This is a genomic window from Burkholderia sp. E168m23, assembly GCF_016586125.1.
GTDB classification, from domain to species: Bacteria; Pseudomonadota; Gammaproteobacteria; order Burkholderiales; family Burkholderiaceae; genus Burkholderia; species Burkholderia orbicola.
On the sequence record NZ_BCPP01000774.1, the window covers coordinates 1 to 3,513 of the forward strand.

Annotated in this window: 4 protein-coding genes; all 4 read right to left on the reverse strand. The window is 68.9% G+C overall.

Going from position 1 to position 3,513, the window contains the following annotated elements; genetic code table 11:
• Positions 1–622, reverse strand: a 622-nt coding sequence (locus JMF90_RS29325; protein ID WP_201325769.1) for a GTP-binding protein, incomplete at its 3' end; no start/stop codon positions are given.
• A 158-nt stretch (positions 623–780) separates the two neighbouring features.
• A complete protein-coding gene (locus JMF90_RS29330) occupies positions 781–1,992 on the reverse strand; it encodes an acyl-CoA dehydrogenase family protein (RefSeq protein WP_077177815.1) in 1,212 nt (403 codons plus the stop codon).
• The gene (locus JMF90_RS29335; RefSeq protein ID WP_077177816.1) at positions 1,989–2,831 is read right to left on the reverse strand and encodes a hypothetical protein; all 843 of its coding nucleotides are present in this window, start codon (positions 2,829–2,831) and stop codon (positions 1,989–1,991) included. Before JMF90_RS29335 ends, JMF90_RS29330 begins: the two co-directional genes overlap by 4 nt.
• A 51-nt stretch (positions 2,832–2,882) precedes the next feature.
• On the reverse strand, positions 2,883–3,513 hold a 631-nt coding region (locus JMF90_RS29340; RefSeq protein ID WP_201325770.1), incomplete at its 5' end, for a methionine ABC transporter permease.

The following is a 3,513-nucleotide window of genomic DNA, read 5'->3' on the forward strand; positions in this document are numbered from 1 at the left end:
GCAGCAGCGCGATCAGCCGCTCGCGCGCGCTGGCGTCGATCAGGTCGATCTTGTTGATCACGAGCACGTCGCAAAACTCGATCTGGTCGATCAGCAGATCGACGACCGTGCGGGCGTCCTCGTCGCCCATCGATTCGCCGCGCGCTTGCAGGCTGTCGCGCGACGCGTAATCGCGCAGGAAATTGAACGCGTCGACCACCGTCACCATCGTGTCGAGCCGCGCGACTTCGCCGAGGCTGCGACCGTCCTCGCCTTCGAACGTGAACGTCTCGGCCACCGGCAGCGGCTCCGAGATGCCGGTCGATTCGATCACGAGCTGATCGAAGCGTCCTTCGCGCGCGAGCCGGTCGACCTCGATCAGCAGATCCTCGCGCAGCGTGCAGCAGATGCAGCCGTTGCTCATCTCGACCAGCTTCTCGTCGGTGCGCGACAGTCCCGCGCCGCCGTCTCGCACGAGCGCGGCGTCGATGTTGACCTCGGACATGTCGTTGACGATCACCGCGACGCGCCGGCCCTCGCGATTGTTGAGGATGTGGTTGAGCAGCGTCGTCTTGCCGACGCCGAGAAAGCCGGACAGGACGGTCACGGGAAGCCGCGTGGACGGATGAAGGGCGGGGTTCATCGGGCGATTCCGGAAGAGGACGTTGGAGATGAAATGATATATTGTATCGCTACGATATAACATATCATTTCAAACGTCCAGCAGCCCTGCTCATCGATGTGCTCGTGCCGACAGCGAAGGCAGTACGCGGCGCCGTGCCGGTACCGCCCCGCTGCCCATTACGTATAGAGCGACGCCGGCGGCAACTCACCCGTCAGCGCATACCGGCCCACGTCGCGCAGCCGGTAGTCGAGCGGATCGTGCAGCGTATGCGTGCGCGCGTTCCGCCAGAAACGGTCGAGGCCCAGCGACGCGGCCGTCGCGCGCGCGCCGCATGCATCGAACAGCGCCTCGCCGTTATCCAGCGCCGCGCGCTGCGCGACGATCTTCGCTTCCGACACCGCGAGCGCGACTTCGGCGCGTTCGTCGGCCGTCAGCGCATCCTGTCGCGTCCACGCGTGCTGCAACGCGTTGGCCGCGCGATCGGCCAGCGCCGTCGCGGCGATCGCGCGCACGCGCATGTCGCCGAAGCGCTGCAACGTGTACGGATCGTCTTCGGCCCGCTCGACGTCCGAATGAATCCACGGGCGGCCGTGCTGCCGCACGTAGTCGCGTGCCTCGGCCAGCGCGCCTTCCGCCAGGCCGACGAACAGGTTCGTCAGCACGAGCTGCGACACCAGCGTGCGCAGCGTCGCGCGCGGCGTCGGCGGCGCTTCCGACCGGTGCAGCACCTCGTCCGGCGCAAGCGTCACGCCGTCGAAGCGCACGCTGCCGCTGTCGGTCTGGCGCTGGCCGACCGGGTCCCAGTCGTCGTTGACGGTGATCCCGGCCCGATCGGTCGGCACCACGCCGAACACGGTGCGGCCGATGGCCGGATCGTGCGCGGATACCGTCATCCGCTGCGAGCCGCGCGTGCCGGAACAGAAGCCCTTCACGCCGTCGAGCCGGTAGCCGCCGTCGGGCGTCGCCGTGGCGACGAGCCGCGTGTCGAGCGGATTGACCGCGTTGCCCCACCACCAGCGCCGGTCGACCGTGCCGCGCAGGTAGCGTTCGCGCTGCGCGGCGTTGCCCCACACGTCGACGCTCACCACCTGCAGGCACTGGAAGCCGACGAGATGCGCGAGCGCGCTGTCGACCCGCGCGACCTGCCGGATCGCGTCGTAAATCTCGGGCCACGCCGCTTCCTGCCCGCCGAACGCGCGCGGCACCGCGAGCGTCAGCAAACCCGCGTCGGCGAGCCACTGCTTCTCCCGGGCGGCATGACCGCCCGCGCGGTCGCGCTCGGCGGCGCTCACGCGCAGCGCGTCGATCGCGCGCGCCAGCGCCGCGCGGTCGACGGCCGGTGCATCGGTATCCGGCGCCAGCGTCGCCGGGCCGCGGGGATCGTTCATGCGACAGCTTCCTGTTCAACGGTTTCGCCCGACAGCGGGACGAGCGCGCCCAGCTGACGGCCGGTCAGCCGCGACAGGATCTCGCGCCGCCAGTCGTCGTAGATCGCACGATATTCGGCGATATCCGCGCCGAACACCAGTGCGGTATGCGCGTACTCGTCGTGCAGATAGCCGTCGAGCCGCGCCTGGGTTTCCTCGTCGGCCGCGATCACGCGATCGATCAGCGCGTCGCGCTCGGCGGCCGGCAGCGCCTGCAGCGTGTCGAACCACCACTGGACGATCTGCACGCGATGCCATTCCTCGTCCGGGCGAATCCGGTTCTCGCCGTGCTCGCGCATCGCGCTGTCGCCGATGCGGCCGGTCTTGCGCTGAATCCACAGCTTCGCGAGGATGTGCAGCTCGTAGTGCCATTCGAACGCGAGAAAGCCCGCGACATCGCGCACCGCGATGTCGCCGATACGCGCCCAGTGCGCGGCGACGAGCCGGTCGACCTCCGGCAGCGGATCGCGCCCCGTGAGTTCGGCCACGCGTTCGCGGCCGATCACCGCATGCGCGCCATCGTCGCCGAGCTGGCGCGACAAGATCAGCTGGAAATGCGGATCGTCGCGGAACAGCGTGTCGATCGCCTTCGCGACGACCTGCACGATGAACAGGTCGTGCGACGCCATCTTCGTGTAGTAGTCGGCGACGGCAGCCAGCTCGTCGCCGTTGCGCGGCTCACGCGACGGCGTCGCCACTTTGTCGGGGAAGTCCGGACGATGGCGTCGCGCCACCTCCAGAAAGAGCGCTTCCTCGAATTGTCCGTTCCATTCGCGCGACGCGCCGATGGGCAAGGTCATGGTTGTTCTCTCAGGATCAGGAATGAAACGAGCGGACGCTCGTGGCGTCGCTCAGGTGCGCCGGGTCACGCGTCGGACCAGGCGGTCGCCCGTGATTTGCACGGCCGAGACGAGCGCGATCAGGATCACGATCACGGTCGCCATGACGGTGGTGTCGAAACGTTGATAGCCGTAGCGGATCGCGAGATCGCCGAGCCCGCCCGCGCCGACGGCGCCCGCCATCGCGGTCGAGCCGATCAGCGCGACGACGGTGATCGTGAAGCCGCCGAGCATGCCGGGCAGCGCTTCGGGCAGCAGCACGTGCCACACGATGTGGCGGCGTTTCGCGCCCATCGCGAGCGCGGCCTCGATCAGCCCGCGATCGACTTCGCGCAGGCTCACTTCGGCGATCCGCGCGAAGAACGGGATCGCGGCGATCGACAGCGGCACGACGGCCGCCCACACGCCGATCGTCGTGCCGATCAGCACGCGCGTGAACGGCAGCAGCGCGACCAGCAGGATGATGAACGGCGTCGAGCGAAACACGTTGACGAGCGCGCCGAGCACCGCGTTCACGCCGCGCCGCGCGTAGATGCCGCCGGGCGCGGTGGTCACGAGGATCACCGCGAGCGGGATGCCGATCAGCGCGGCGATCGCGGCCGACGCGGCGACCATCGACAGCGTGTCGCGGATCGCGTCGAGC